The following is a 25,069-nucleotide window of genomic DNA, read 5'->3' on the forward strand; positions in this document are numbered from 1 at the left end:
TCTCACACCGTCGCGGGGTGGCGATCAGGCTCAACTAAAGAGCTGCTGGCCCAGGTAGCCGCCCTCGTCGACCCCCGGAAGGATCGCGTAGAGCGCCGAACCCACCGGTTTTAGCCAGGTGTTCAGCGCATCCGCAGCGGCCAAACGGTGTTGTACCGGAATGAAACTGCTACGCGGATCGCTCTGATAACTGGCGAAGAGTAAGCCGGCGTGCTGCCCATCATCGAAGTTATAGCCCCGACGATGAATCGTTTCGCCACCGTGGCTTGGTTTAGCCAAGGCCACGTGGGCGTTGGCCGCGATGCTAGGCAGGCCCAACTCGTTTTCTGCCGTCAAATCCACCGGGTCATTCACGCTGGAACCCGAAAGCGGTGAACCATCGCTCTGGCGCCGGCCCAGGGCAAAATCTCGGCCGGTCACATCCACTTCGTCCCACCGATCCAGATCCATCTCGAAGCGGCGCAGTGCCAGCGTGGTGCCGTTGGGGATCCATCTGCCCTCGCCAAAGACCGCTTGTTCTCGGGCTTCATTGGCCGGGTTATTCACTCCGTCCACTTGCCCGAACAGATTCCTGAAGGTATCCGCTCCGGGCATGGGGCGCATGAACCCGGTCTGCACAAAACGCTGGGTCGTCAGTTGGCGCAGGTTTTTGCTGACCGCGCGCACCGCGTGATGCAGCACCGTGGGATCTTGCGAGCAGAACTGGATCAACAAGTCGCTTTGCTGATACTGCTTTTCCAGCTCATCGTTGGCGAACGCCGGCATGCTGCCCACAGTCCCCTGCCCGATCACATCGAGCAGGATTTGGCCAAGTCCTACGGTCAGGGTCAGTTCACTCGGTGGTTGCGCCATTTCTGGTTCGGTATCTGCCAGCACTCCCCGACCGCTCATCAGCCGTGCCGCATCGTCGGAGATCATCTGCAACAGGGCTTGCAGTTGCTGCTTCTTTGATCCTTCGCGCCAGCGCATATCCCAGCCGATAAACACCGCATGCTCCTGCTGGGCATCGATGATCCCGGACTGGTATTGCCCGTAGAACGATCGGTACCCCAACTCGGAGTCAGGTATCTGCGTCGTGGCTTGGGCCGAGCGCAGGCTACCGGCTCCAAAACCGGTGAGCAGCCCGCCTGCTGCCGCTGCAGCGGTGCTGCCCAGCAATAGGCGGCGCGGAAGACTAGTGTCCGGCATGCTCATCGTAATTTTCCTTGGCGCCATCAAAGTTGCGGATCGGGAAATCCACGGTGGTGCTTGAACCATCGGAGAACTCTAGGTTCAACGTGATGCTTTGGGCAGCGACCAATGGTTCCTTCAGGTCCATGAACATCAAGTGATTTCCTCCGGGCGCCAATTCGACCTCGGCACCGGGAGCAATCACGAGATCGCCTTCCAGTTGCTTCATGCTCATGTCTTGGCCGCTTCCGGCCATTTCGTGCATCTGGATTTCATCGCCCTGTGCGTCGGTGACCTGATGCAATTCCACAGGGTAGTCCGCGGAATTGTGCAGTTTGCCGAAGGCCGCGCTCATCCCGGTTTCAGCAGCCTTGGCCCAGGTATCGCTGGTGGTTAAGGCTTGGGCTTGGGTGCCCTGTTGTGCTGTGGTGGACGTCGCCGAAGCTGTGCTTGTCTCGGTTGCTGGGGCGCTTTGTGCGCAGCCGGTCAGCAGCAGTCCAAAACCCAGTGCAAGGGCGGTCATTGATTTAGTTTTCATCGTCTCAAGCTTTCGTGGTGTGGGCACTAATGTGCGGGCACGCCAAAGGCCACGGTGGCCCTGGGCGCACCGGATATAAGTGAGGTTGTTGCTACTTGTTATTGCGCATGAACTTGGCCAGAACAGCGATCACGCCGCCAAGGATCACTACGCCGATGACAACCCACAGCACCGGGCTCATCGAGCTACCGGCGGCCTGTACTGGATTCTGGGATGCTTCGGTTGAATCGCTAGCCTGAGCGGTTTCGCTTGGCTGAGCTGATTCACTCGGTGCGTTGACCATCGATGGGGTTGGCTTTGCACTCTCGATAGTGAAGGCCAGCTTGTTTTCTACCGGGTGGCCGTCAGAGGAGACCACGCGGAAGGCAAGGTCGTATTCGCCAGCTTCCAATTCCTTGGCAGGGGTGACCGTGACAACTTTGCCCTTGGTCGCGGCGGTAGTTTCAATTTCCTTGCCGTCCTGCTTCAGCACGACCTTGGTCGATTCAACACCGGTCATGGTCTGCAGTTCACCGGAGAATTCGAGGGTGAGCTTCTCGGGTGCTTCCTTCAGGGTTGCGCCGTCTTTCGGGGTGGAGCTGACCAATTCATCGTGGGCAGAGGCGGCCGTGATGGAGGTGAACAGGGCCAGGATCGCTAGCAAGATCACGGCGCTCAGGCGGGTCAAGGTTGTTTTGGGCAGGGTCATGCTCTTCATTGTTTTCCTTCCAATCCCCACTGCTGGGGAGCTTCGTTAGTGTCTTAGGCGGCAAGAACGAAGCAAGGAGGGCCTCGGCGCTCGGGCAGTCTTCCCAATTGCGCAAGCTTGAGTTGAAAACGCAGTGGGAAATAGGCCGGAAGTGCCGGGGCTTCAGGAATCTGAAGACGGATCAGAGCAAGTATGCGTCGAGCCGTTGACAGGCTCAGGTACGAACCCAGGAGGTTCAATAAGCGTTCGCCCTGGTTGAGCACGAGGATGCTGACCACTGCTGCCATGACGTGCGCGTAGAGCATCGACTCTGTGTGCGCCTGTGAGTAATGGCTGCTGATATCGCGGGCCAGTTCGAGGCTACGTCCGGTATGCTGCACGTGCTCCATGCCGTGCACACCGGTAGCGTCGTGGCTCATCACCGACAGGCTCAAGTGGAACAGGCCCTGGCTGGCGATCACCACCAAACTGGTGGCCCACAGGGAGAACTTCTTACCTACCAGCAAGAGGGCGATCACTGCCGAAACGCAGGTGATCAGGCCCATCGCGACCAAGGACATGCGTGTTGGTGCACTGTGCGCGTGAGCCGCGAAGGCTGTCCAGGTGCACACACTCGCCGCTAACCAACCGCGCAGGACGCGGGTTGCGGGTTTCTGTGGCACGGGGTTCAGCCTATTCTTTGGGTGGGTGATCAAGCACGCCTGATTCTACGCGAAGTAGAACATCGGCTCAAACGCTGGAGAAAAGCACAAGGCCCGATCCACCCGCCGGGAAGTTCCAGCGAGGAATCGGGCCTTGTTCAAGCCTAAAGAAGCTTACTTCTTGGCAACAGCAGCCTTCAGCTTCGAACCAGCGGTCAGCTTCACCGAGTGACCAGCAGGAATCTGGATAGCCTCACCGGTCTGTGGGTTACGACCGGTACGAGCAGCACGGTCGGTGCGCTCAACAGCCAACCAACCTGGGATGGTGACCTTTTCACCCTGGGAAATCTGGTCGACGAAAACTTCGAACACAGCATCCAGAACACCGTTGACGGCAACCTGGGAGTTTTCGGTCTTCGCTGCAACAGCAGCAACAAGTTCGCTACGGTTCATAGCCAATGTATGGTCCTCCTGGACTAGTGATCCAAAACCCGATCCCGGGCCTCGAACGCCGCACGGTCGCACGGACTTATCAGTGAGAACATATCAAACCTTGAGGCCCGAAATGTCCGAAAACAGGCGAAATACCGGGATTTTTTCATCTTCTTTCGGATTTCTTGGCCCAACGGCATGATTTTTTGGCTCAATGCACGCTCAGGTTGCTTTCGTTAAGAGCGCAAGGCCCACCTTCCAACGGGTGGAAGATGGGCCTTGTTCAAGCCTAAAGAAGCTTACTTCTTGGCAACAGCAGCCTTCAGCTTCGAACCAGCGGTCAGCTTCACCGAGTGACCAGCAGGAATCTGGATAGCCTCACCGGTCTGTGGGTTACGACCGGTACGAGCAGCACGGTCGGTGCGCTCAACAGCCAACCAACCTGGGATGGTGACCTTTTCACCCTGGGAAATCTGGTCGACGAAAACTTCGAACACAGCATCCAGAACACCGTTGACGGCAACCTGGGAGTTTTCGGTCTTCGCTGCAACAGCAGCAACAAGTTCGCTACGGTTCATAGCCAATGTATGGTCCTCCTGGACTAGTGATCCAAAACCCGATCCCGGGCCTCGAACGCCGCACGGTCGCACGGACTTATCAGTGATGAACTTACCAGTTCTGGGCGACAAAAAGTGCATCTTTCCGCGGATTCCGCTCAATTCCTCGCAAGAATTCAGGTGTGAAAGCTCACCTCGGTCCTAGAGCGCGAAAGGATCGAGTCCCTCATTCGCTTGCACAAATAACTCCCACGCCGCGTCCTGAAGCACCTTGCTTCGAGTGACTTTTGCCGGTCTGGCTAGCGAAATTCGGCCTTTGGAAGTCAGCTGCGGCCCGAAGAAGACCCCCGGTGCGCAACGTTCCAGTCCCTGGGTCAGCGCCGCCTCAACAATGGCCACCGAACCTTCGTGTTTGCCCTGCGCGAAACTGCCCTGCAGGCGGCCTTTGAGGCGCTGAGCGAAGTCTGGTTCGTTGATTCCCTCGATCGTAGGGGTCAAGCCCGAGATCGAATACCCGGGGTGCACGGTCACCGACCGCGCCGGCCATTGCAGCTGACGCAGTCGATGATCGAGCCCGATCCCCAAACTCTGCAACACGGCCTTGGACTGCACATAGGCCCGGTACGGGCTGTAATCCTTCTCCAATCTCAGGTTGGACGGATCGGTGCGCATCAGCAACGTGGACATCGATCCCAGGGTGATCAACCGCAACGAGTCTTCCCGGAACTTCTCAGCTAATTCTCCGATGAGTCGGGCGTGTCCAATCACGTTCGTGGTCATGGTTCGCTCAAAACCGAGCAGTCCAACTTCGCGCGTTGCCGGTGTACGAATCATCCCGGCGTTGGTCACCAGAACATCCAAGTGGCGCCCGCGCAGTTCGGCGGCCAAGGCCATGGCTGAGAGCAGTGAATCGGCATCAAACTGCATGAATTCAAGACTCGCCTCCGGGACCCGAGCGCGGATGGCAGCCATCGCCTTTTCGGCGCGTGACTGGTTACGACAGGCAAGAATCACGTGTGCACCAGCGGCCGCCAGACCCAGGGCGGCAAAGAAACCTAAACCCGCGTTGGCGCCGGTGACCACCGCTGTTTTCCCGTTGCCCAGCCCCTTCCAACGCTCAAAGTTGGCATGAATATTGGCCTTGGGCGCCGACTGCCCCAACTGTTCTAAAGAACCCAATCGCACTGCATGATTCATGCCACCAACGCTACTACAGCCCTTAGTTAGCCAGACCAGGTGGGTTCAGTCGAGAATCGGTAATTCCTTCCTCACTCAGACCCCACTTATCCAAGATCTGCTGGTACGCACCGGAGGCGATCAACCCGTCGATCGCCACCTCCGCAGCTTCAGCCAAACCATTGCCCTTCTTGGTGGTCACCGCGACCTGTGCGGTGTCCGGCCAACCACCGGGGAAGGAACCGATCTGTTTGAGCTCCCCGGCGGTTGCCTGCTTGTAGGCACCAATAGAATTCGGGCCAAAGCTGGCGTCGGCGCGGCCCGAGAGCAATGCCAGGGTCGAGGCCGAATCATCGTCATAGTATTGGAAGTCAACCGGTTTCAGGCCCTTGGCTTGATTGGCTTTATCCCAGTCCACCAGGATCTTCTCCTGATTGGTCCCCGAACCGACGATAATCTTGAGCCCCGCAACGTCTTCGGCCTTTTCAATCGGCCCAATCTTCGAATCCTTATCGGCATAGAACCCCAGCAGGTCTTCTCTATAGGTGGCGAAGTCAAACTTCTTCTTGCGCTCCTCGGTGACCGTGACATTGCTGATCGCCGCCTCATATTTGCCCGATTCAACACCCAAGGGCCAATCCGCCCAAGACACCGGAACCAGTTCTAGCTCCAACCCCAAGGAATCGGCGAGCGCCGCGGCCAGATCGGCGTCATTACCCACCGGCGTGGTGTTATCTGTCGCGTAGAAACTCAACGGTGCCGCGCCCGGGGCGGTGACCACGGTGAGCTTCCCGTCGGCAGCAATTTTTTCGGGAACCAGTTTCTTCGCTTCTTGGTTCACCGCGACCTCAGGGCGTTCTTGATTCGGGCTCGATAGCGCGGCCGTTTTAGCGTCGGTGGTTGCCTGGATGGGGCTCTCTTCTGTGGCCTGTGAAGGGTCGGCGCAGGCGCTGAGGGTCAGCAGCCCCACCAGTGTGAGTGCGGTGAATGCGCGACGGCTGTTCGTAGATGTCATGAGGCTTCCTGTGCTGTGCTCAAGGGCTTGATGGCCTGTTGTTCGTGGTTACTATCAATGCTCAAACCGAGGTTTTCACGCAGCGTATCTGCGTAGGCTTCCGGGTAGATTCCTCGTTCTTGCAGGCGCGGCACCAGGTGATCGACGATCTCGTCCAATCCGGTAGGTATCAGCCATGGGGTGATGTTGAAGCCATCAACCGCGCCGAGCTCTGCATACTGTGCCAAGCGCTCAGCGATCTGGTCGTAGGATCCGGTGAAGGTGTGATCGGCCCGGTGGGAACGCGAACGGACGAACTGAATGATGTTCTGTCCCTTGTCTTTGGCTTCTGCGCGCCATGCGTTGGCCAGTTCCAGAGACTTCGCGCCTTGGAAACCGCTGCCGCGGGTGACCGAACTGCGCTCCACCACTGGGTCGAATTCTGGCAAAGGTCCATAGGGATCTACGCCGTCAAGCCGGGTGCCCCAAAATTGTTCGAGGTAGGCCAACGCCTGCTGTGGACCGATCTGGTGCTCGCGCACCCAGTGGTATTTTTCTTCCGCTGCGCCAGGTGTTTCGGCGATGATGAATTCTGCCCCGGGCATGATCTTCACCGAGTTCTCGGCCCGTCCTACCTTGGCGGCACGCTCATTGATGTCCTGACGGAATTGAAGTGCATCTTCTAGGCCAACGTGGGCCGAGAAAATGACGTCTGTTTGCCTCGCAGCAAAGTCGCGACCCTCAGGCGAGTCGCCGGCTTGGAACAATACCGGACGCAGTTGGGCACTGGCCGGAATTGTCCCGGTGTAGTCCACATCGTAGTGACGACCACGGTGATGTACCGGCGATCCTTCCCAGATTTGGCGCACCGTCCGCACGAAGTCTTCAGCGTGCGAATAGCGTTCGTGATGCTCTAAGTACCCGCCTCGGCGGAAGTTCGCTCCGGTCCACGCGTTATGGGTGGTGACAATGTTCCACGCTGCCCGGCCGCCTGAAATCAGATCCAGTGAGGCCAGTCGGTGGGCCAGGTCCGCCGGATCGTTGTAGGTGGTGTTTTGCGTGGCGACCAGGCCGATCTTGCTTGTCACCGCGGCCAGGGCGGCAAGCATCGTTTGGGCATCGGGGCGACCGGCGACATCTAGTTCGTGAATGGACCCGAGGTGTTCGCGCAGGCGTAAACCTTCACCGAGGAAGAATGCGCTGAATAGGCCCCGTTCTGCGGTCTGCGCGAGTTGGCGGAAGGAGGCGAAGTCGGTCTGAGAGCCCGAGGCCTCGCTACGCCAAATGGTCGAGGAGTTCACGCCCTGAAAGAAGACGCCGAATCGTAGTTGGTTTTGCTTGCTCATGATGCCTCCTGGAAACGATTTTTGGCCACCGGCAACCCGAAGGATTCACGCAAGGTGTTTCCTACAGGTGCCAGTAGATTGCTGTGCTTGAGTTCTGGTAGTACTTCTTCGATCAGTACCTGTGAGTCCACGCGCAGATCCCCTGGGAACAGGTGCACGAGGTGCCGGCGTTGGTCCCCCGGATTCGCGGTGGCTTCAGCGAACCTGGTGAGGAAATCGGTGAGCTGCTTGGGGGTGCCGGTGAATTCAGCGCGTTCGGTAGCTTGCACGCCCTGGGCGGCTAAGCGCCGCGCCCCGGTCTCGGTTGCGGTATCCAAGTAGACGTCCAGGTCAATGGCGACCGCACCCTTCCTACTGGCGATCTGAGCTTGGGCCAGTAGTTCGTCGAGATTCGCGCCATTGAGTTTCACCACGTCGGCACCGTTCAGGCGGCAGTGCTGCAATCCCTCATCGGTGAACAATGGTGCTGGGGCAATGATCGGCAGTTGTCCCTGCGGTGGGCGAGGGGTAATGGCCGGGCCCTTAACCGAAAAGCTCTTTCCCTGAACATCTGCGTAGTGCAGTTTGTTGGCATCTAGGTAGCGTCCGCTGGAGACATCGCGGATGACGGCGTTCTCTTCCCAGCTGTCCCAGAGCCGACGGTGGGTGGTGATGACATCCGCTGCTTCGGTACTCAGCTCGTGAACGGGCAGGGGTTCGCGGCCCACTGCCTGTGCCCGCACCGAGTCGTTCTGTGTCTCTAGGATCCATCCGGCGCGGCCCCGAGAAATGATGTCGAGGCTGGCCAGCTGGGTGGCGGTATGGAAGGGCTCGGTAAAAAGCGCATCAATCACGGGGATCAGCGCAATTCTCTGCGTCTTCGGTGCGCTGAAGCTGGCCCGTTGTACCGCATCGAGCAGCCCGTCGGCGGAGAAACTGACCGCGTGGAAACCAGCGTGTTCAGCCTCTTGTGCGTAGTTAGCCGAATCATTCGGATCGTTACCGGCGCCGTCAAGGTTCAGGGCCAGCAGCAAGGAGCGATCGCTCATCGTGCATACTCCTTTTCTGGGGTGTTTTCTTGGGTGTTGTTCAGCTGTGGATCGTGCTTCGTCCACAGTGTTGTCTGGGTATCAACTAGTGGGATGACTTCTTTGGCGAAGCGCTCCAAGGTCTGGAGTTGGGCTTCAAAGGGCTGGGTAGTTGGCAGTGAGATGGACTGCAGATCATGGCCAAAGCTTCGGTGATAATCCAGGATCTTCGCGGCCACAAATTCTGGGCTACCCACCAAGAGCGGACCTTCTTCAACCGCGTGCTCGATGCTGCGATACGGGGTGTTATTCCCGGGCACATCGCGGCGGCTGGTCAGCGCCTCATACACCGGACCAAATTCTTTGATCGCCGCTTTGGTGCTGTCGGCCAGGTACACGCCACCGGCCCCACTTCCGGAACCGATGTAGCGGTGGGCTAGATCGTGCCCTGCCTGTTCATACGCAGTTTTGTAATGGTCGATCAGCACCTTGTAGTTCTCTTTAGGCTGGATCGCATTAGCGGAGAACAACGGGTCCCCGTGCTTGGCGGCAAGTTCTGCTGAACGCAAGGAGGTCGCCGAGCCGTGCCAGATACGCACCTTGTGTTGGAAGGGGCGAGGGCTGGTGGTGACCTGTTCCAGCGGTGTACGAAAACCTCCGGTGAAGTCCACCGGGTCCTGAGCGAAGAGCCGGGCGAGCAACTCGTAGTTCTCCTCCAACAAGTCCCACTGGTCCTCCACCTTTTTGCCAAACATCGGGAAGTGGGCTGCCTCGTTGCCTTTACCGATGCCCAGTTCCAGGCGTCCATGGCTGAGCTGATCCACGGTGGCAAAGTCCTCGGCCACGCGCACCGGGTCAAGGATGGACAGCACGATCACCCCGGTGTGCAACCGAATTGTCTGCGTTCGTGCGGCGATCGCCCCAAGAACTACCGCCGGTGAGGAGGAGATGAACGCTCCGGCATGACGCTCGCCTACCGAGAAGGAATCGAAGCCGAGCTCTTCGGCGCGCACGGCGGTCTCGATCACCTGCTCAAAGCGTTGCGCGGTCGTTACTTGTAGTCCGGTGATCGGATCGTCCTGATGCGGGATGATGTCGAGAACCTGGAAGCGCATTATTTACCCTTGTAGTTCGACGCGGTGATGGTTTCAGATTTCTTCAGGCCTTCTTCGCTCAGGTTCCAGCGATCAAGCACCTTGGCGTAACTACCGTCCGCGATCGTCTCGTTGAACGCGGCGGTGATCTGCTCGGCGAGATTATTTCCTGCCTTGGTAGTGGCCGCGACCAGGGTTTCGTTGGGCCATCCGGCGTTGATCTTGCCCACGACCTTCAGGTCATCGCGCTGATTCTCGCGGTACACCGTAGAGGGGTAGGGTGCAATATTCAGGTCGATGCGTCCCGAGGAGAGCGCCAGAATGGTGTCGGCCTCGCTGGAGTAGTACTGCAATTCAGCCGGGGCCTTGCCCTTGGCCTCTAGTTCCTTGTTCCAGGCCAGCAGAATCTTTTCTTGATTCGTCCCCGAGCCCACCGCGATCTTCTTTCCCGAAATATCATCGGCACCCGTCACCGTGAAATCGCTATCCGCCTTCGCTTCAAAGCCCATGTAGGCGGCCCGGTAGGTGGAGAAGTCGAACTTCTTAACGCGATCCGCGTTCACGCCGACATTGGAGAAGACCGCTTCAAATTCGCCGGATTCAGTCTTGAGCGGCCAGTTCTCCCAACTGGTGACCTGCAAGTCCAGTTCGAGCCCGAGCTTGTCGGCCACCAACTGTGCCAGGTCAACTTCGGTGCCGATCACGGTTTTTTCGTCGGTGGCGTGGAAGGAGAGCGGGACGGATCCAGCGGTGGTGGCCACCGTCAGCTTGCCGTCCTTCTTAATGTCCTCCGGTACCGCGTCGGCGAGCTTTTGGTCTACCTCGGTGCGGATACGATTCTGCTCCGGCGAGGTGTTATAGGTGGTTCCTTCAGCATTAGTGGTGTCGGTGGAGGGCGACGGTGCCGCTGCTCCCGGGTCGGCGCAACCGGCCAGAGTCAACAGGCCTACCGCGGTGAGCGCCGAAACTGCTACGTACTTTTTCATGATGCGAGTCCTTGAGTGTGATGCTGTAGATGTTGCGTTAGATATTGAAGGCCGGTTCGATGACCCTGGAGAGGAAGGATTTGGTGCGTTCATTGCGCGGATTCCCCAGAATTTCCGCTGGAGTCCCTTCCTCCACGACCCGCCCGCCATCCATAAAGAGGATCCGGTCGGCCACATCCCGGGCGAAACCGATCTCATGGGTCACAATGATCAGCGTGGTCCCCGACTTGGCGAGGTCTTTAATAACTTCGAGCACTTCGGTGACCAGCTCAGGGTCCAGCGCACTGGTCGGTTCATCAAAGAGCACCACCTTGGGATCCAAGGCCAACGCCCGGGCGATCGCAACGCGTTGTTGCTGCCCGCCGGAGAGCTGTCGCGGATAGGCATCGGCCTTATCGGCCAGCCCGACACGGGCCAAGAGCTGCTTGGCGCGGGCTACCGCCGTGGCCTTGGTTATGCCCTTGGCGTGGATCGGCGCTTCGATAATGTTCTGCAGTGCGGTGAGGTGACCAAAGAGGTTGAAGTTCTGGAAGACCATGCCCACGTCGGTGCGTTGGGCGAGAATTTCCGATTCGCGTCGTTCGTGCAATTTACCGTTGCGCACCTTGTAGCCGATCAGTTCCCCGTCGAGGCTGATGGTGCCGCGGTCGACCTTTTCGAGATGGTTGATGGTGCGCAGTAGCGTGGATTTGCCCGAGCCGGAGGGCCCAATGATCACCAGCACTTCGCCCGCGGCCACATCTAGGTTCACCTCATGCAGTACCTGTGTGGTGCCGTAGCTCTTATCCACCGATCGCACGGCGATAGCGCCACGGGTAGTGACTTCGTTCGTTGCCAGGCTCATGACTGTCCTTTCGGTGCGTTATTTGATGGGGTGCTCGATGCGGTGCTCGATGCGGTGCTACGAATCGGCGCATGCGTTGAGATAAAACTGCGCAGTTTTTGTAGCGGAGTGGGTGGCAGGGTCCGTAGTGCCCCGCGGGAGTAGTGGCGCTCGATGTAGTACTGCGCGATGCTCAGCACCGAGGTGATCACGATGTACCAAATGGTCGCCACCAGCAGCATCGGCAGCACCTGCTGTGTGCGGTTGTAGATGACCTGCACGGTATAGAACAGTTCCGAATAGGCCAGTACGTAAACGATCGAGGTCCCCTTGACCAGGCCGATGATCTCGTTGAAGGCTGTGGGCAAGATTGCGCGCATTGCTTGGGGAAGTACGATCCTGGTGGAGCGACGCCACCGTGGGATGCCCAAGGCCGTGGCCGCTTCGATCTGTCCCTGGTCGACCGAGAGAATGCCACCGCGAATGATCTCCGCACTGTAGGCGGCCTGGTTCAGCGTCAGACCCAACACGGCGGCGGCAAACTGGCTGATCAGGCTCGTAGTTTGGAATTCGGCGAAGGTGACGGAGGTGAAAGGCACGCCGAGGCGGATCGTTTCATACAGGTAGCCCAGGTTGTACCAAAGCAGTAATTGCACCAGTAGCGGGGTGGAGCGGAAAATCCATGAGAAGGTCCACGACACCGAGCTAAAGAGCGGTGAGCTCGACAGTCGCATCAACGCCAAAATGAATCCGAGCAGGAAGCCGAGGCTGCCGGAAATCAAGGTGAGTTTCAGTGTCTGGCCTAACCCACGCAGAATGGATTCGGCGGTGAACCATTGAGCCACTACGCCCCATTCCCAGCGTGGGTTACTCACCAGTGAATACAGCACCGCCGCGGCCAGTGCGGCAACGATCACGGTGCCCACCCAACGCCACGGATGACGGGCAGCCACCACGACATAGTCTGCGTAGTTCGGCGCGGTACTGTTCGGAGCGACGCTGTTTGGCGCGACGCTGTTTGCCACTTCGCCCTGATCGTCCTCTGCGACGCGTGGCTCCTGTACAGCCTCGGTGGCGGGTTGTTGCCCAGCGTGCGCGTCGGTGGTCTTTACTGCAGGTGGCATCTCTTCCTCCTTCATCTTCGGTGTTTGACTCACGCTAGAACGCAGTGAGGCGCCGACGCATCTGGCCGATTCACGCTGGTTCACCCAAAGACCTGATGTGACGAAATGACGATTCGTGACACCAACAACGACTGCGCTGTATCTCGTTTTGTGTCTTTGCGTGGCTGGTCGTTCCCCCATGCGTCCTTGCAAGTCAGCGAACTAGCTACGCTGCAACGAGCACTCCTAATCTGGCGCTAAGCACAGATTCCACGCCCTGAACCGGCGGCGGGAGGGAGAACAATGACCGAACAACACATCGTCTTTATCGGCGGCGGGCCACGCACTGCGATGATTCTGGAGCGCATCAGCGCCAATCGCAGCCTGCTGGAGGACACCACGCTGCACCTTCATGTCGTCGATCCCTTCCCTGCCGGGGCCGGACGCATCTGGCGGGAAGATCAAAGCCCGCTGCTCAAACTCAATTCGCGCGCCGCGGATGTCTCGATGTTTACCGACGACTCGGTCCAATGCCTCGGACCGGCCAGACCTGGACCGGCCTTAGACCAATGGGTGCAACTGATTCGTGACGGCCAGTTACCCGATGCGCCTGCACTGTTGGATACCGACCCACTGCTTCGCGCCGAGGTCGCACACCTAGCTCCCGGTGATTTCCCGACCCGCCGGTTACAGTCCTGCTACCTGCGCTGGTTTTTCGCCCGGGTGCAGGCTTCCTTCACCGCGCCCGACACGATCGAAGTCCATCAGGATACGGCCGTGGATCTCCTGCCGGGCCAACGCACTCACCGGGTGATTCTCGCCTCGGGGAAAGAGATCCTCGCCGATCAGGTCGTCCTCGTCCAGGGCCATCTTGATGTTGCGTCGGACGCGGATGAACGCAGTGTTCAGCTTGCCGCTCATGCCGCCGGTGCCGATCATTTGGGCTATATCGCACCGTGCTACACCAACGACATCGACTTTCACGAACTTTCTGCTGGCACCAGGGCGTTGGTTTCGGGATTGGGCCTGGCCTTCACCGACCTGTTTGTCCTGCTTTTTGAGGGCCGCGGCGGTCGGTTTGAACCTACCGAGTCCGGTGCCCTGGAGTATATTCCTAGCGGTCAGGAACCTCAGCTACTGGTGGGGTCTCGGCGCGGGGTCCCCTATCACAGCAAGATCAGCAGCAGCACCAGTGCCCCGTTGACCAGTGCTTATCTCACCGAGGAAGCGGTCATTCAGCTGCATCAGCGCTATGGCGAGCTAGACTTTTTCGCCCATATCTGGCCATTGATCGCCAAGGAAACCGGGTATTTCTACTACCGTGAACTCTTCAGCGCGCACCAGGAGCATGTGAAAGGTAGCTGGGCCGACTTCCACGCAGCCTACGATTCGGTGTCCTGGTACTCCCCCGAACGTGCCAGCCTCGTCGCTAAGTTTGTCTCACCACAGCACCGGCTGGAATTTGAACAACTCGAATTCCCGTTGCCCGTGCCTCGACCGGTGCGAGCGCTTGCTGACACACAGCTCGATGCCATGGTGCGCTCACATATTGAAGAAGACCTTCGGCTGCGCGACTCACCGGATCATTCACAGTTCCAGGCACTCTTTTTTGGGTTGCTGCGCAGTTTTGTCACCCTACCGTTGGTGCACGAACTACTCAGCCAGGAGGGTCGCACCCAACTGGCCAGCTGGTGGCCCGGCTTCTTCAGCTTTGTTGATTCGGGCCCACCGGCCCACCGGCTACATGAACTTCTTGCCCTACATCGAGCCGGATTCATCAAGTTCTTAGGCCCGGAAACCAGTTTTGGTTTTGACGCGGAGCAACAGTTATTCAGCGCGCAAACCCTCGCCGGTCCCATCCACGCCCCGTGGCTGATCGAAGCACGCTTACCCACCACTGGAATCTCAACAAGCAACGATCCCCTGCTGGTCTCCTTGCTCCGTCGAGGACTGATCACCGAAGAGCCTGGAGGTTCAGGAAAAATGCATATCACCTCACTGCGCCAGGTCATTGGTCGCGACTCAAAAATCTACCGTTGGCTCTTTGCCACCGGCGCCGGGGTGGGCCGTTTCCAGGCGGGCGCCTTTTCGCGTCCCCACTCCAATTCGGCGCCTTTTGCCGACAGCGATGCCCTCGCCCGTGAACTGCTTTCCGCCCCCAAGACCATGAGTGGCTGGGAGTTAGCTGGAGCCATCGCGGAACATCATCGCAGCATCGCGTAGAAACGAGAAACACCTATGAGTACTCAGCTCACCGCCACACTCACCGCACACACCGTGTTGATCGGCGATCCGCGTCTTTCTGCGCTCTTTGCCGGACTCACGGAGGAATATACCCAGCGATATGGCGATCGTAATGGTTCGGTCGCTCAGGAACTTGAGCGTTTCCCGGCCCACGAATTCACTGCCCCACTTGGCCGATTCATCATTTTAGAAGAGGCTGGGCAGACGGTTGCTGGTGGGGCGCTGCGCCGCTACGACCAGCACACCGCCGAGCTCAAACGCATCTGGACCCACGAAGATCATCGGCGTCGTGGTCTGGCTCGGCGCGTTCTAGTGGAATTAGAACTCGCCGCGGTTGATTTGGGTTATACCCAGATCTACCTGACCACCGGACCGCGCCAGCCAGAAGCGCTTAAGCTGTATCTGAACGCCGGCTATCAGCCACATTTTGATCTTGACGCCGCTCTGGAGAGCATCGAGCATCTGCCCTTCACCAAGCAGTTGCCGACCACCAGCGCTGGTGCCACCATAGGAGTATGAAGGACCCGCAGAAGAAGGATGCCGCGTTGAACGCTGCGCGGTATCAAATGGAGCAAGCCGGTGACATCGAGTTGCCGGACGATGAATACGCCCAGGCCACCGGCATGGCACCGGTGGTGAAGAACAAGACTCCCCTGCAATTACACGCCGAGGATGAGGCTTGGGAAGTGGCTAATTCGGTGCTCGATGAGGCATTTGCCCGCGGCGACTTTGAGAATTTAGCTCTCGCCGGGCAGAAAATCGATCACATCACCAACAATAACGATCCCGACTGGTGGCTCTCCTCGATGATGCGTCGTGAACAGCTTACCGGTCTGGGCCCACCGGCATTGACCCTGAGGGTGGAAGACGAGCAGATGCAGCAAACTCTGGATCGATTCTCCACGCCGAGCCAGGTTCGCGCCCATATTGAGGACTTTAACGCCCGGATTATCGAGGCCCGACGCCAACTTTTAGGCGGCCCGCCGGTGATTACTGCCTTGCGTGATGCCACCGCTGAGGTTCTCGAATGGCAAGAACGCCGCACCAGCACCGAGCAATCGGCGCCGGAGAAACCCGCAAAGCGTCGTTGGTGGCAGCGCAAAAACTAGCGCTTAACACCAAGCTTGCTGAAACCCGTGTTTAACGGCAAAAGCCGCCTTCCGAAAAGGAAGGCGGCTTTTGTTTAGAGACTTGCTGGTCTTACCAGGAAGACTTGGTGATGCCCGGAAGCTCACCACGGTGTGCCATGTCGCGGAAGCGAACACGGGAGATACCGAACTTCTGGAAGGTACCGCGTGGGCGACCGTCGATCGAGTCGCGGTTGCGAACGCGTACTGGCGAAGCGTTGCGTGGCAGCTTCTGCAGGCCTACGCGGGCTGCTTCACGAGCCTCGTCAGTTGCATTTGGATCTACAAGGGTCTTCTTCAGTTCGAGGCGCTTTTCAGCGTAACGCTCGACAATGACCTTGCGCTGTTCGTTCTTTGCGATCTTGGACTTCTTGGCCATGTCTTAGCGCTCCTCTCGGAATTCAACGTGCTTGCGGACTACTGGATCGTACTTCTTCAGAACCATGCGGTCTGGGTCGTTACGACGGTTCTTACGGGTTACGTAAGTGAAACCGGTGCCAGCGGTGGACTTCAGCTTGATGATCGGACGTACGTCCTTATCCTTCTTTGCCATCTTAGAGCTTCACACCCTTCGCAATCAGGTCTGCAACAACAGCGTCGATTCCACGAGCATCGATGAGCTTGATGCCCTTGACCGAGAGGGTCAGGGTCACCTTGCGGCGCAACGAAGGCACGTAGTAGGTCTTCTTCTGGATGTTCGGATCGAACCGACGCTTGTTGCGGCGGTGCGAGTGGGAGATGCTATGTCCGAAGGCCGGAGTAGTACCGGTTACCTGGCAAACAGCTGCCATGATCACTCCTCAGTTAGTTAGTAGTAAAATTCGGCGGTACTCGCGCACAGTGCCCATACCTAAATATCGACACCGCTTGATGCGTTATGAGTCCCGCCAACCAGTGAAACACCGTTAATACTGCACACTAGGAAGGTAACCAGGCTGGGTGAGAACCAACCGAAGAGCCTTAAAGTATGTAAGTCGGTGAACTTCGCAACCGGTCGAGCAATTTCCCCGTACTCAGTTGGCCACGATATTCGGTATTACGGGCAACGCGTCGCTGTTCCACCGTGAAACGGCACAACAACACACGCGATTAACGCCTGATTAGCTTATCGAGAATTCCTCAGTGTTCCAAATCGGTGGCGCCCGGCTTTAAGATCCAATGATCCTGGTCCAACGAGGTGGTTACCTTGCGCATAATCGCTGCCAGATTCTTAACGTCCTTGTCATCAAGGGGATCGAACAAAAGTGCTCGAACAGAAGCCACGTGATGAGGCGCCATCGCCACCACAGCATCCCACCCGGCATCCGTTAATGAGGCGATTTTCACACGTGCATCTTCCTCGGATTGTTCACGCACGACCCAGCCACGACTCTCCAGCTTCTTAACCACATGCGACAGACGCGAGAGTGAAGCACTGGTATGTGACGCCAAATCGGTCATCGACAATTTCCGATCCTCGGCCTCGGAGAGCATGGCCAACATGTGATAGTCGAAAAGCGTGATGCCCTCCAAGCCTTGCAGGTCAGAATCCAAGGTCGCCGGAAGCAGGGTCATGACTGTTTGTAATCCCAACCAGGCGTCGCGTTCCATCTGAGAGAGCCACACGGGATTTTCGCTCATGAAGTTTCCATTCGTTCAAGGCCTGCTGCAACAGGACATCAAGGTACCAGTCTCGTAGACAATACAGTGTCAAGCTAGGTATCCGCCGAAAACATGCCCCAGCACACCCAGAAACGGGCCCGTTCCCGGGCCCGTGCTCCTAGGCGTTCTCCAACTGCTTCTTCCTTCGGTAACTGATCACCTGGCCGATAATGACCACCAGTAGCGCCACGATGAACATGGCCGAACCGATCACATTGGCCTGAGGCGGGATGCCGCGGGTGGCCGAAACGTAAATGAACTTCGGGAAGGTTTGGAAGGATCCCGAGTTGAAGTTGGTGATGATGAAATCGTCAAAGCTCATGGCGAAGGACAAGAGTGCAGCCGCCACGATCCCCGGTAGCAACAAGGGAAAGGTAATTTTCCAGAAGGCTGCCTGTGGCGAGGCATAAAGATCCGCGGCGGCCTCTTCCAAACGCGAGTCCAGCGAAGACACCCTGGCCCGCACGGTCACGATTACAAAGGACATACAGAAGACCACGTGAGCGATCACGATCGTCGTGTAGCCTAGCTCCCACCCCAGGTTCAAAAATTGTGCCAGCAACGAGGCACCGAGCACCACTTCTGGGGTGGCCAGTGGCAAGATGATCAGCACATCGGTGAGTTTGCGGAAACGGAACTTGTACCGCACCAGACCGATCGCGATCCCCGTGCCCAGAGCGGTGGCAATCACCGTGGCCACCACGCCGATCTGTAAGGAATGAACCAAGGATTCGCAGACCGCCGGCGCCCCGCAAGGATTAAGCCAGTTATCCAGGGTGAAGCCCTGCCACTGCAGATTGGCTCGACCGCCATCGTTAAAGGAGAAGACAAAGATATAGGCGATCGGCACCAGCAGGTAGATGAAGGCCGCGCCGCCAATGATTGGGATGAGCCAGCGTCCAATGTTTTTCACGCTACATCAGCTCCTTAGTGCCGAAGCGGCGAATATAGATCGTGACCAGGATCAGGATCGAAATCATCAAAATGAAGCTCAAGGCAGAGGCCCCTGGGTAGTCGATGACCTTAAAGAACCGTGAATCGATAACCTGTCCGATCATCGTGGTGTCGCGGTTATTACCCAGCAGCGCAGAATTCACGTAGTCGCCGGCGGCCGGGATGAAGGTCAGCAGCGTTCCGGCAAAAATGCCCGGGGCGCTCAGGGGCAGGGTGACTTTGGTGAAGGAAGTGATCGGGCTGGCGTAGAGGTCAGCGGAGGCTTCCAGTAAGCGGGTGTCGAGTCGGCCGAGGTTCGCGTAGATCGGCAACACCATAAATGGCAGGAAGTTGTAGGTCAGGCCGGCGACCACTGCGAAAGGTGTGGCGGTCAGGTGCCCGTCCGGCGGCAGGATCGCGATGAATTTCAGGCTTTGGGCGATGAAGCCTTCATCAGCCAGGATCTGTTTCCACGCCTGGGTGCGCAGGATGAAGCTGGAGAAAAATGGGGCGATCAGCAGGACCAGCAAAATGCCCTGCAGCAGGGTTCGTTCGCGCAGTCGCACAGCGACCAGGTAGGCCATCGGGAAGCCGATCAGCAGGGCGAGCACCGTGGCGATTAGCGCGAACCAGAAGGAACGCAACAGTTCTGGCCAGTAGGCAGAGAGCACGGTGGCGTAGTTGCTCAGTTCAAAGCCGGGAACAAATTCGCCGATCTCCGCCCCGGGTGGTTTGACGTACAAGCTCATCGCCAGCAGAACCACCACGGGGAGGGCAAAGAACAGTGTCAGGACCAGCAGGCCCGGTGAAATCAGGTAAATCCCGGTGCGGTTTTTGCGTTTTTCAGCGCGGATCTCGTCCTTACTGCGCAGTTCCACACTCATGATTCGACTCCCGCGTTCACGCTTTCATCGCCGGCCAGCCCGAAGGAGTGTTCGGCGTCCCAGGCCAAAAAGACGGTGTCGCCTTCTTGGGCGGGCTGTTGTCCGCGGTTCTGTGAGAAGGTGCCGATCAGCCCCACCTGCTCCACCTCGACCAAGTATTCGGTGGTGGTGCCGGTGAAGGACACGTCGATCACGGTGCCCGATAGCTGGTTGGCACCGGCCGCGGCTACCCGGTCGATCGTAATTTTCTCCGGTCGGACCCCGAGCACCACCTCACCCGAAGTTTGCACGGCCCGGTTGGCGGGTAACAGGATGGTGTGTGAGGCCACGTTCACGCTGAGCATGCCCTCGGATTCGCCGGTGACCGTACCGCGCATCAGGTTGGATTTGCCCAGGAAGTTCGCGACGAAGGCGGTGCGTGGCAGTTCATAAAGTTCGCGCGGTGGGCCCATTTGTTCGATCCGCCCGCCGTTCATCACCGCGACAACGTCGGCCATGGTCATGGCTTCTTCCTGATCGTGGGTGACGTGGATGAAGGTCAACCCCACCTCGGTCTGGATCTTTTTCAGTTCCAGCTGCATCTGCCGGCGCAGCTTCATGTCCAGTGCACCCAGTGGCTCATCAAGCAGCAGCACCTGTGGGCGGTTGACCAACGCGCGGGCCAGGGCCACACGCTGTTGCTGGCCACCGGAGAGCTGGGCGGGTTTGCGGTTGGCCAGGTGCGAAAGTTCCACCAGTTCCAGCCCGGCCTTCGCCTTGTCCATCGCCTGCTTATCCTTTTTACGCTTCAGCCCAAAGGCCACGTTTTCCAGCACCGACATGTGCGGGAAGAGCGCGTAGGACTGGAAGACGGTATTGACCGGGCGGCGGTGGCTAGGTAATGCGGTGACGTCATGACCGCCGATCGAAATGCTGCCTTCGCTGGGCGCTTCGAGCCCGGCAATCATCCGCAGGGTGGTGGATTTACCGCAACCTGATGGGCCCAGGAGCGCGAAAAAGGTTCCTGAAGGTACGAGGAGCTCCAAATCTTCGACCGCGCTGAAGCTGGCGAAGCGCTTGGAAATGCCCGACAAGTGCAGATCAGCACCTGCACTCACGGTACTTGTCGTTCGTTCTGCCAAGGTAGTCATTCCCCTATCACTTCCTGAAAATTGTTCTGGACCGTGAGTCCGGCCTAGGCGCCGATCGCGTCTTGGAACTGTGAGCTGAGCGTGGATTCTTCATCCGCATCCAGTGAGCGGAAGACGTGCGCATGAGCCAGATCCTCATCGGTCGGGAAGATCAGCGGGTTGCTCACCAAGTCCGGATCGATCTTTTCCATTTCTTCCTTGGCGCCGACCACCGGGCAAATGTAATTCACGTAGGCGGCGACTTCGGCAGCCACCGCGGGGTCGTAGTAGAAATCCATCAGCTTCTCGGCGTTGGTTTTCCGTGGGGAGGCCACAGGCACCATGAGGTTGTCGCTCCAGAGGGTGCCGCCGGCCTCGGGGATCACGAACTCCCATTGATCGTCGTTCTCAAAGTTCATCTGGACCATGTCTCCGGACCAGACGATGCCCGCGATCGCGTCCCCGGAAATGAAGTCCTGCTTATAGGAGTTGCCCTTGACCTGACGGATCTGCCCGTTCTCGATATTTTGGCGCAGGGTATCGATGGCGGTGCCGAATTCCGATTCGCCCCAGGAACCGGTCAGATCCACACCATTTTGCAGCATCAGCAGACCCATGGTGTCACGCATTTCATCCAGGACCGTCACGCGGCCCTTCAACGCCGGGTCCCACAGGTCTTCCACGCTCTTCAGGCCCTTCGGATAGGCCTTCTTGTTCCAGGCGATGCCGGCATAACCGGTCTGCCAGGTTAGCGAGTGCTTGCGTCCTGGATCGAAGTCGACATTCTGCAAGCTGGGCAGGAGGTTGGCCGAGTTCGGGATGTTATCTAGGTTCAGTTCCTGGGTGTAGCCCTGACGGATCAGGCGTCCAGCCATCCAGTCGGTGAGCGTAATGATGTCCTGGCCGATGTCTTGGCCGGATTTCAGTTGGCCCTGGATCTTGCCGTAGTAGGAGTCGTTGCCGTCGATGTCTTCCGCGTAGTTGACCTTGATTCCGGTTTCTTTGGTGAAGGCATCCAGGGTTGGGTAGGTCTTCTTTTTGTCGTCGTAGTCCAGGTACAGGGTCCAGTTGGCCCAGTTCACGGTGGGATCGGTCTCGGAAATATCGGTGACTGCCACTTCGGTTTTGGTGCCGCTGCTTCCGCCGGTACCGCAGGCTGCGAGCAATCCGGTCAGACCAAGTGCCCCGGCAGTGGACAGCACGGATCGGCGGGAGAAGCTGCGCTGCCCCATGGCTTTCACCAGTGCGCGAATTTGTGGATCTTGCGGTAGTCGTTGCGAGTGCGACATGGCATTGGTCCTAACCTCGGGAAATGTGAGCTGTCACATACGGAAAGTGATGACGTTCATCCTGTCAGTTACACAAAACCCAAACAAGACCTAAACAAAAGATTCCCCAGATATTTAACGAATCCGAAACGAGAAACTTACAAAAATAACCCTTTCGCAACTGATTCAGTGCCTGTAGGGTCGGTTCAAAGCCCACAGACCCGAGGAGGTCGATATGACGTTACCCTCGCCTTCAGCGCAGGCCATCGACGAAATTTCCAAGGAGATCATCGAGCAGCTGCAGGAAGACGGGCGCCGATCCTATGCTGCGATCGGTAAAGCCGTCGGCCTGAGCGAGGCCGCTGTACGACAGCGCGTACAGAAGCTGGTCGAGAGTCGCGTGATGCAAATTGTCGCAGTCACCAATCCCTTGGAGCTGGGGTTTACCCGCCAGGCCATGATCGGAATCGTCGCCGACGATGACATCAGTGGCACCGCTGATCGCATTGCCGAGTTGCCCGAAGTCGATTACTGCGTCGTCACCACCGGAAGTTCCGACATCCTTGCCGAGGTCATCTGTTCCAACGACCAAGACCTGCTGCGAGTGATCGAAACCATCCGCGGGATCCACGGAGTGCACAGCACCAACACCTTCACCTACCTTTCACTGAAAAAACAGGAATACAACTGGGGAACACGATGAACACACCACGTGGCACCGATCGTCAGCAAGCAGCTCGCGATCACCTCTGGATGCATATGGCCCGACATTCCGGAATCTCAAACGGGGCGCCGGTCCCGATTATTTCGCGCGGCGAAGGGCACAAGATTTACGACGACGCCGGACGCGAGTACTTCGACGGACTGGCCGGACTTTTTGTGGTCAATGCCGGGCACGGACGGGCCGAGCTGGCCGAAGCCATGGCAAAACAGGCCGAAAAATTGGCCTTCATGCCATTGTGGTCCTACGCCCATGAACCAGCCATTGACCTGGCTGAACGCCTCGCTGGCTATGCGCCGGGCGATCTGAACCGCGTCTTTTTCACCACCGGCGGCGGTGAAGCGGTGGAGTCGGCCTTCAAACTGGCTAAACAGCATTTCAAAATGAAGGGCAAGCCGGGTAAGACCAAGGTCATCTCTCGTGCTTTGGCCTACCACGGCACCCCACAGGGCGCGTTGGCCATCACTTCCCTGCCGGATATGAAAACTCCATTTGAGCCGCTGGTGCCTGGCACTTTCCGAGTGCCGAACACCAATTTTTACCGGGCGCCTGAGATGTTTGCCGACAATGAGAAGGACTTCGGGTTGTGGGCCGCAGAGCGCATCCGAGAAGCCATCGAATTTGAAGGCCCGGACTCCGTGGCCGCGGTCTTCCTGGAACCCGTGCAGAATTCCGGTGGGTGCTTCCCGCCGCCTCCGGGATATTTTGATCGGGTGCGCGAAATCTGCGACGAGTACGACGTACTGCTCGTTTCTGACGAGACCATCTGCGCTTTCGGGCGCATTGGATCGATGTTCGCGTGCAATGACTTTGGGTATGTTCCCGACATCATCACCTCCGCCAAGGCGTTGACCAGTGGTTACGTGCCGCTGGGCGTGATGGTCGTTTCCGACAAGCTTTTTGAACCCTTCACCAAGGGTGATACCACGTTCTACCACGGCTACACCTTCGGCGGACATCCGGTGGCCGCAGCGGTCGCCATGGCGAACCTCGATATTTTCGAGCGCGAAGGGCTGAACGCGAATGTGAAGAACAATGCGGATAACTTCAAAGCGACGCTGAGCAAGCTGACCGATCTGGATATCGTCGGCGATGTGCGCGGTGCCGGGTATTTTTACGGGATCGAACTGGTCAAAGACAAAGCCACCAAGCAGACCTTTAACGACGATGAGTCCGAACGTCTACTGCGTGGCTATCTCACTCCTGCCCTGTGGGAGGCGGGTTTGTATTGTCGTGCCGATGACCGTGGCGACCCGGTCATCCAGCTGGCCCCGCCGATCACCATCGGACAACCGGAATTTGATCAGATCGAATCCATCCTCCGTTCGGTACTCAGTGAGGCTGCGAACAAGATTTAGAGCTAATGGCCCGCAGAAACCTGCGGGCCATAAATCTGCACGTCAGCGTCATATGAAGCGCCAAATCTTCACTGTTTGTCGCTCAATTGGTGCTTTGTGTCATAGGCCACTAGTCTGTGGACTAAGACGATGTAGATCGCCTTTGGAAGATGGCAGGAAGCTCATGACTTTGGAACCGACCAGAATCAGGCTTGCACGGGAACGTGCAGCGTTGAGCCGCTCTGCTCTGGCTACGTCACTGGGCATCAATGAGCGGGAACTGGCACATGCCCCGGAGCAGCTCAGCCATCGGTTAGCCGAGTTGCTGGATTGCTCCCCCACCTATTTCACGCTGCCCGCAACCTGTGGCATAGATACTGAACGGATGTTTTTCCGAAGCCCACGACGTACCAGTACCGTGCAAAAACGTGCTGCGGCCGCGGTCGGGCGCACCGGCGTTGATCTGTATCGCCTGATCACCCAAAACTTTGCTTTACCAGAGACCGAAGTACCGGACCTGACCGGTTACAGCTTTGCCGAGGCAGCCGTGCAATTGCGTCTTGATTGGGATCTTGGTTGCGGGGCTTTGCCCGATATGATGCACCTGCTCGAATCGCACGGAGTTCGCGTGTTGAGCCTTCCACCGGAGCTGGATGCGGTGAAAACTTTCAGCTTCTGGGAAGACGGCCAGGCCTTCATCTTCCTAGCCTCGATGTCCGCTGTGGCCCAGCGTTTCGCGCTCGCCCACGAATTAGGACACCTGCTTTTGCATTCCTCCTTGGGTGAGCAAGGCGAACAACTGGCGGCCGCAGAGTTAGAAGCAGATCAATTTGCCGCGCAGCTTTTATTGCCGGCGTTGTCCTTACAAGTGCGGGTGTCCGACTCGTTGCAGATCCCGCAACTGCTGAGGCTCGAAGAACACTTCGGGGTGCCGGCCGGCGTGATTCTCACTCATAGTCGGGCTTGCGGAGTGATTAGTGCCGAGACTTATTGCTGGCTCTTCCAGGAGTTGTCTTTGGAGGCACCGGCGGACGTGCAGCCGGTGACATCTCGAGTCTTCTCCTTGGTGTTCCCCTCCCTGCAGTTGGATCATCGCACCAGTACCTCGGTGATCGCCCGCGAGTTGGGGCTGCGTGAGCAGCACATCCATGAACTGACTTTTGGGCAGGCTTTTGTGCTGTTGGCGGGGCAGAATCAGCAAGAGCCTGGAGAAGTGCATCGCGGTCACCTGCGCGCACTGTAACGGTAGC

Annotated in this window: 28 protein-coding genes; 6 read left to right on the forward strand and 22 right to left on the reverse strand. The window is 58.1% G+C overall.

The features are described 5' to 3' along the window. Positions 1–30: 30 nt before the first annotated feature. The 14 genes from QMQ05_RS12700 to QMQ05_RS12765 all read right to left on the reverse strand — a co-directional run bounded on the left by QMQ05_RS12700 (position 31) and on the right by QMQ05_RS12765 (position 12,576). Positions 31–1,194, reverse strand: coding sequence for a Dyp-type peroxidase (locus QMQ05_RS12700; protein WP_345470526.1), 1,164 nt, complete (start codon positions 1,192–1,194; stop codon positions 31–33). Beyond that, positions 1,175–1,708: a copper chaperone PCu(A)C gene (locus QMQ05_RS12705; RefSeq protein ID WP_345470528.1), complete on the reverse strand. Its 534-nt coding sequence runs from the start codon at positions 1,706–1,708 to the stop codon at positions 1,175–1,177. Before QMQ05_RS12705 ends, QMQ05_RS12700 begins: the two co-directional genes overlap by 20 nt. Positions 1,709–1,799: 91 nt before the next feature. Further along, a complete protein-coding gene (locus tag QMQ05_RS12710) occupies positions 1,800–2,405 on the reverse strand; it encodes a copper resistance CopC family protein (protein WP_345470530.1) in 606 nt (201 codons plus the stop codon). Positions 2,406–2,449: 44 nt separating this feature from the next. Then, on the reverse strand, positions 2,450–3,058 hold the full coding sequence (locus QMQ05_RS12715; protein WP_345470532.1) for a hypothetical protein: 609 nt from the start codon (positions 3,056–3,058) through the stop codon (positions 2,450–2,452). 153 nt (positions 3,059–3,211) lie between these two features. Next, positions 3,212–3,496, reverse strand: coding sequence for an HU family DNA-binding protein (locus QMQ05_RS12720; RefSeq protein WP_028268375.1), 285 nt, complete (start codon positions 3,494–3,496; stop codon positions 3,212–3,214). A gap of 272 nt (positions 3,497–3,768) precedes the next feature. After that, entirely contained in the window at positions 3,769–4,053 is a 285-nt protein-coding gene (locus QMQ05_RS12725; protein ID WP_028268375.1) for an HU family DNA-binding protein, read from the reverse strand. A 174-nt stretch (positions 4,054–4,227) separates the two neighbouring features. Beyond that, positions 4,228–5,223: an SDR family NAD(P)-dependent oxidoreductase gene (locus QMQ05_RS12730; protein ID WP_345470535.1), complete on the reverse strand. Its 996-nt coding sequence runs from the start codon at positions 5,221–5,223 to the stop codon at positions 4,228–4,230. Between the two features lie 22 nt (positions 5,224–5,245). Beyond that, complete coding sequence (locus QMQ05_RS12735) at positions 5,246–6,217, reverse strand: ABC transporter substrate-binding protein (RefSeq protein WP_345470537.1); 972 nt, start codon at positions 6,215–6,217, stop codon at positions 5,246–5,248. After that, a complete protein-coding gene (locus tag QMQ05_RS12740) occupies positions 6,214–7,542 on the reverse strand; it encodes an LLM class flavin-dependent oxidoreductase (RefSeq protein ID WP_345470539.1) in 1,329 nt (442 codons plus the stop codon). Before QMQ05_RS12740 ends, QMQ05_RS12735 begins: the two co-directional genes overlap by 4 nt. Next, positions 7,539–8,570, reverse strand: a complete 1,032-nt coding sequence (locus QMQ05_RS12745) for an LLM class flavin-dependent oxidoreductase (protein WP_345470541.1) — start codon at positions 8,568–8,570, stop codon at positions 7,539–7,541. Before QMQ05_RS12745 ends, QMQ05_RS12740 begins: the two co-directional genes overlap by 4 nt. Continuing rightward, on the reverse strand, positions 8,567–9,664 hold the full coding sequence (locus tag QMQ05_RS12750; protein WP_345470543.1) for an LLM class flavin-dependent oxidoreductase: 1,098 nt from the start codon (positions 9,662–9,664) through the stop codon (positions 8,567–8,569). The genes QMQ05_RS12745 and QMQ05_RS12750 overlap by 4 nt, the downstream gene beginning before the upstream one ends. Beyond that, positions 9,664–10,629, reverse strand: coding sequence for an ABC transporter substrate-binding protein (locus QMQ05_RS12755; RefSeq protein ID WP_345470545.1), 966 nt, complete (start codon positions 10,627–10,629; stop codon positions 9,664–9,666). Before QMQ05_RS12755 ends, QMQ05_RS12750 begins: the two co-directional genes overlap by 1 nt. A gap of 37 nt (positions 10,630–10,666) precedes the next feature. After that, on the reverse strand, positions 10,667–11,473 hold the full coding sequence (locus QMQ05_RS12760) for an amino acid ABC transporter ATP-binding protein (protein WP_345470547.1): 807 nt from the start codon (positions 11,471–11,473) through the stop codon (positions 10,667–10,669). Continuing rightward, positions 11,470–12,576 carry an amino acid ABC transporter permease gene (locus QMQ05_RS12765; RefSeq protein WP_345470549.1) on the reverse strand — a complete coding sequence of 369 codons (1,107 nt, stop codon included), beginning with the start codon at positions 12,574–12,576 and terminating at the stop codon, positions 11,470–11,472. Before QMQ05_RS12765 ends, QMQ05_RS12760 begins: the two co-directional genes overlap by 4 nt. 282 nt (positions 12,577–12,858) lie before the next feature. Here QMQ05_RS12765 and QMQ05_RS12770 point away from each other — a divergent pair, with 282 nt between their 5' ends. Genes QMQ05_RS12770 through QMQ05_RS12780 form a run of 3 tightly spaced genes read left to right on the forward strand, consistent with a single transcriptional unit; the run spans position 12,859 to position 15,908 of the window. Continuing rightward, on the forward strand, positions 12,859–14,778 hold the full coding sequence (locus QMQ05_RS12770; RefSeq protein WP_345470551.1) for an FAD/NAD(P)-binding protein: 1,920 nt from the start codon (positions 12,859–12,861) through the stop codon (positions 14,776–14,778). A gap of 15 nt (positions 14,779–14,793) precedes the next feature. Then, positions 14,794–15,318 carry a GNAT family N-acetyltransferase gene (locus QMQ05_RS12775; protein WP_345470553.1) on the forward strand — a complete coding sequence of 175 codons (525 nt, stop codon included), beginning with the start codon at positions 14,794–14,796 and terminating at the stop codon, positions 15,316–15,318. Further along, positions 15,315–15,908 carry a DUF1992 domain-containing protein gene (locus QMQ05_RS12780; protein WP_345470555.1) on the forward strand — a complete coding sequence of 198 codons (594 nt, stop codon included), beginning with the start codon at positions 15,315–15,317 and terminating at the stop codon, positions 15,906–15,908. The genes QMQ05_RS12775 and QMQ05_RS12780 overlap by 4 nt, the downstream gene beginning before the upstream one ends. Before the next feature lie 91 nt (positions 15,909–15,999). On the opposite strand, the gene rpsN is transcribed toward QMQ05_RS12780, so the two are convergent. From rpsN to QMQ05_RS12820, 8 genes are all read right to left on the reverse strand, one after another. Next, on the reverse strand, positions 16,000–16,305 hold the full coding sequence (gene rpsN / locus QMQ05_RS12785; RefSeq protein WP_022874358.1) for a 30S ribosomal protein S14: 306 nt from the start codon (positions 16,303–16,305) through the stop codon (positions 16,000–16,002). A 3-nt stretch (positions 16,306–16,308) separates the two neighbouring features. Further along, on the reverse strand, positions 16,309–16,479 hold the full coding sequence (gene rpmG / locus QMQ05_RS12790) for a 50S ribosomal protein L33 (protein ID WP_022874359.1): 171 nt from the start codon (positions 16,477–16,479) through the stop codon (positions 16,309–16,311). Position 16,480: 1 nt separating this feature from the next. Then, positions 16,481–16,717, reverse strand: a complete 237-nt coding sequence (rpmB, locus tag QMQ05_RS12795) for a 50S ribosomal protein L28 (RefSeq protein WP_022874360.1) — start codon at positions 16,715–16,717, stop codon at positions 16,481–16,483. Between the two features lie 328 nt (positions 16,718–17,045). Further along, positions 17,046–17,546 carry a MarR family winged helix-turn-helix transcriptional regulator gene (locus QMQ05_RS12800; protein WP_345470560.1) on the reverse strand — a complete coding sequence of 167 codons (501 nt, stop codon included), beginning with the start codon at positions 17,544–17,546 and terminating at the stop codon, positions 17,046–17,048. Between the two features lie 139 nt (positions 17,547–17,685). Further along, positions 17,686–18,480 (reverse strand): ABC transporter permease, encoded by a 795-nt coding sequence (locus QMQ05_RS12805; protein ID WP_345470562.1) that lies wholly within the window; start codon positions 18,478–18,480, stop codon positions 17,686–17,688. Position 18,481: 1 nt separating this feature from the next. Beyond that, positions 18,482–19,384, reverse strand: coding sequence for an ABC transporter permease (locus tag QMQ05_RS12810; RefSeq protein ID WP_345470564.1), 903 nt, complete (start codon positions 19,382–19,384; stop codon positions 18,482–18,484). Beyond that, positions 19,381–20,514: an ABC transporter ATP-binding protein gene (locus QMQ05_RS12815; RefSeq protein WP_345470566.1), complete on the reverse strand. Its 1,134-nt coding sequence runs from the start codon at positions 20,512–20,514 to the stop codon at positions 19,381–19,383. The genes QMQ05_RS12810 and QMQ05_RS12815 overlap by 4 nt, the downstream gene beginning before the upstream one ends. Positions 20,515–20,558: 44 nt before the next feature. Further along, positions 20,559–21,782 carry an ABC transporter substrate-binding protein gene (locus QMQ05_RS12820; protein WP_345470568.1) on the reverse strand — a complete coding sequence of 408 codons (1,224 nt, stop codon included), beginning with the start codon at positions 21,780–21,782 and terminating at the stop codon, positions 20,559–20,561. Between the two features lie 214 nt (positions 21,783–21,996). Here QMQ05_RS12820 and QMQ05_RS12825 point away from each other — a divergent pair, with 214 nt between their 5' ends. From QMQ05_RS12825 to QMQ05_RS12835, 3 genes are all read left to right on the forward strand, one after another. Then, positions 21,997–22,464: an Lrp/AsnC family transcriptional regulator gene (locus tag QMQ05_RS12825; RefSeq protein ID WP_345470570.1), complete on the forward strand. Its 468-nt coding sequence runs from the start codon at positions 21,997–21,999 to the stop codon at positions 22,462–22,464. Further along, positions 22,461–23,840: an aspartate aminotransferase family protein gene (locus QMQ05_RS12830; protein ID WP_345470572.1), complete on the forward strand. Its 1,380-nt coding sequence runs from the start codon at positions 22,461–22,463 to the stop codon at positions 23,838–23,840. Before QMQ05_RS12825 ends, QMQ05_RS12830 begins: the two co-directional genes overlap by 4 nt. A gap of 163 nt (positions 23,841–24,003) precedes the next feature. After that, positions 24,004–25,062, forward strand: a complete 1,059-nt coding sequence (locus QMQ05_RS12835) for an ImmA/IrrE family metallo-endopeptidase (protein WP_345470574.1) — start codon at positions 24,004–24,006, stop codon at positions 25,060–25,062. The last annotated feature ends 7 nt before the right edge of the window (positions 25,063–25,069 follow it).

It is taken from the genome of Glutamicibacter sp. B1 (assembly GCF_039602135.1).
Taxonomy (GTDB): domain Bacteria; phylum Actinomycetota; class Actinomycetes; order Actinomycetales; family Micrococcaceae; genus Glutamicibacter; species Glutamicibacter ectropisis.

What these genes read in the sequence shown, in the direction of transcription:
- QMQ05_RS12705 (WP_345470528.1), bottom strand. Translation starts at nt 1,708, where the DNA reads ATGAAAACTAAATCAATGACCGCCCTTGCACTGGGTTTTGGACTGCTG.
- QMQ05_RS12740 (WP_345470539.1), bottom strand. Translation starts at nt 7,542, where the DNA reads ATGAGCAAGCAAAACCAACTACGATTCGGCGTCTTCTTTCAGGGCGTG.
- QMQ05_RS12830 (WP_345470572.1), top strand. Translation starts at nt 22,461, where the DNA reads ATGAACACACCACGTGGCACCGATCGTCAGCAAGCAGCTCGCGATCAC.
- QMQ05_RS12730 (WP_345470535.1), bottom strand. Translation starts at nt 5,223, where the DNA reads ATGAATCATGCAGTGCGATTGGGTTCTTTAGAACAGTTGGGGCAGTCG.
- QMQ05_RS12810 (WP_345470564.1), bottom strand. Translation starts at nt 19,384, where the DNA reads ATGAGTGTGGAACTGCGCAGTAAGGACGAGATCCGCGCTGAAAAACGC.
- QMQ05_RS12780 (WP_345470555.1), top strand. Translation starts at nt 15,315, where the DNA reads ATGAAGGACCCGCAGAAGAAGGATGCCGCGTTGAACGCTGCGCGGTAT.
- QMQ05_RS12825 (WP_345470570.1), top strand. Translation starts at nt 21,997, where the DNA reads ATGACGTTACCCTCGCCTTCAGCGCAGGCCATCGACGAAATTTCCAAG.
- QMQ05_RS12735 (WP_345470537.1), bottom strand. Translation starts at nt 6,217, where the DNA reads ATGACATCTACGAACAGCCGTCGCGCATTCACCGCACTCACACTGGTG.
- QMQ05_RS12770 (WP_345470551.1), top strand. Translation starts at nt 12,859, where the DNA reads ATGACCGAACAACACATCGTCTTTATCGGCGGCGGGCCACGCACTGCG.
- QMQ05_RS12760 (WP_345470547.1), bottom strand. Translation starts at nt 11,473, where the DNA reads ATGAGCCTGGCAACGAACGAAGTCACTACCCGTGGCGCTATCGCCGTG.
- QMQ05_RS12710 (WP_345470530.1), bottom strand. Translation starts at nt 2,405, where the DNA reads ATGAAGAGCATGACCCTGCCCAAAACAACCTTGACCCGCCTGAGCGCC.
- QMQ05_RS12815 (WP_345470566.1), bottom strand. Translation starts at nt 20,514, where the DNA reads ATGACTACCTTGGCAGAACGAACGACAAGTACCGTGAGTGCAGGTGCT.
- QMQ05_RS12745 (WP_345470541.1), bottom strand. Translation starts at nt 8,570, where the DNA reads ATGAGCGATCGCTCCTTGCTGCTGGCCCTGAACCTTGACGGCGCCGGT.
- QMQ05_RS12755 (WP_345470545.1), bottom strand. Translation starts at nt 10,629, where the DNA reads ATGAAAAAGTACGTAGCAGTTTCGGCGCTCACCGCGGTAGGCCTGTTG.
- QMQ05_RS12800 (WP_345470560.1), bottom strand. Translation starts at nt 17,546, where the DNA reads ATGAGCGAAAATCCCGTGTGGCTCTCTCAGATGGAACGCGACGCCTGG.
- QMQ05_RS12750 (WP_345470543.1), bottom strand. Translation starts at nt 9,664, where the DNA reads ATGCGCTTCCAGGTTCTCGACATCATCCCGCATCAGGACGATCCGATC.
- QMQ05_RS12835 (WP_345470574.1), top strand. Translation starts at nt 24,004, where the DNA reads ATGACTTTGGAACCGACCAGAATCAGGCTTGCACGGGAACGTGCAGCG.
- QMQ05_RS12765 (WP_345470549.1), bottom strand. Translation starts at nt 12,576, where the DNA reads ATGCCACCTGCAGTAAAGACCACCGACGCGCACGCTGGGCAACAACCC.
- QMQ05_RS12775 (WP_345470553.1), top strand. Translation starts at nt 14,794, where the DNA reads ATGAGTACTCAGCTCACCGCCACACTCACCGCACACACCGTGTTGATC.
- QMQ05_RS12700 (WP_345470526.1), bottom strand. Translation starts at nt 1,194, where the DNA reads ATGAGCATGCCGGACACTAGTCTTCCGCGCCGCCTATTGCTGGGCAGC.
- rpmG (WP_022874359.1), bottom strand. Translation starts at nt 16,479, where the DNA reads ATGGCAAAGAAGGATAAGGACGTACGTCCGATCATCAAGCTGAAGTCC.
- rpsN (WP_022874358.1), bottom strand. Translation starts at nt 16,305, where the DNA reads ATGGCCAAGAAGTCCAAGATCGCAAAGAACGAACAGCGCAAGGTCATT.
- QMQ05_RS12820 (WP_345470568.1), bottom strand. Translation starts at nt 21,782, where the DNA reads ATGTCGCACTCGCAACGACTACCGCAAGATCCACAAATTCGCGCACTG.
- rpmB (WP_022874360.1), bottom strand. Translation starts at nt 16,717, where the DNA reads ATGGCAGCTGTTTGCCAGGTAACCGGTACTACTCCGGCCTTCGGACAT.